This window comes from Pseudescherichia vulneris (assembly GCF_902164725.1).
GTDB lineage: Bacteria > Pseudomonadota > Gammaproteobacteria > Enterobacterales > Enterobacteriaceae > Pseudescherichia > Pseudescherichia vulneris.
In genome coordinates, this window is record NZ_LR607338.1 from 3,039,950 (window position 1) to 3,040,680 (window position 731).

The 731-nt window shown below is 58.1% G+C and carries 1 protein-coding gene; it reads right to left on the minus strand.

Going from position 1 to position 731, the window contains the following annotated elements:
* Nucleotides 1-727: DUF2950 family protein (locus FN633_RS12605; protein ID WP_154058933.1), on the minus strand; the 727-nt coding region annotated here is incomplete at its 3' end.
* Nucleotides 728-731: the final 4 nt, after the last annotated feature.

Consider the following 731-nt stretch of genomic DNA (forward strand, 5'->3'; position numbering starts at 1 on the left):
TCTCCTTGCCTAAATCAGCCTGATAAACACGATCGTCCTGATCCACCATAAAGCTCATTACCCCCGTTTTCCCCCACGCCACTGGCCACGCCAGGAGAGCAAACCCGTTGGCACTGTCGCTGTGGATGATCCGAAAATGGTAGCCGTGATAGCCCTCACCCGGCACGCCTGGGCTAAATGCCGGGCCGAGTGGGCTGGGTGTCTCGCCGGGCTGTATCGGCCAGTAGAGGCCGTCCTGCTGCCCTTCGCTGCTGATGAGTTTTGTGGCGTAGACCTGCTTGCGCTGCCGGTAATCATATTGCGCATCGACGTAGGCATGCATGGCTCCAATCACCGACAGCTCGTTGCGGCCAATGGCGCGGGTGAGGATCTCCTCCTGAGCCGCAGGCATATCAAAGTGCCAGCCTCCGGCGATTTTGACTATAGGGATCGGCAGCTGCCAACCCGCGTCGCCAACGTTGAGATGGGCAACACTCTCTTGTTCGACAATCTCATGCTTCACCGCCCAGTCGCGGTTGAAGCGGGCGATAGCTTCGGGATCGACCTCCTTCTGCGGCAGAAATTGCCGCCAGTCATCGCCCAGCACGGCGGCAAGCTGGGCTTCGTTTTGATCGGCCACCGCGTTGGCAAAGGCACTCGCCGCCTCATCTGAGGAGGAGAATAGCTGCTGTGCATCGCTCATAAAAGGCAGTGAGAGCAGCAGGGTACTTAACAGGATTTTTTTCATTATC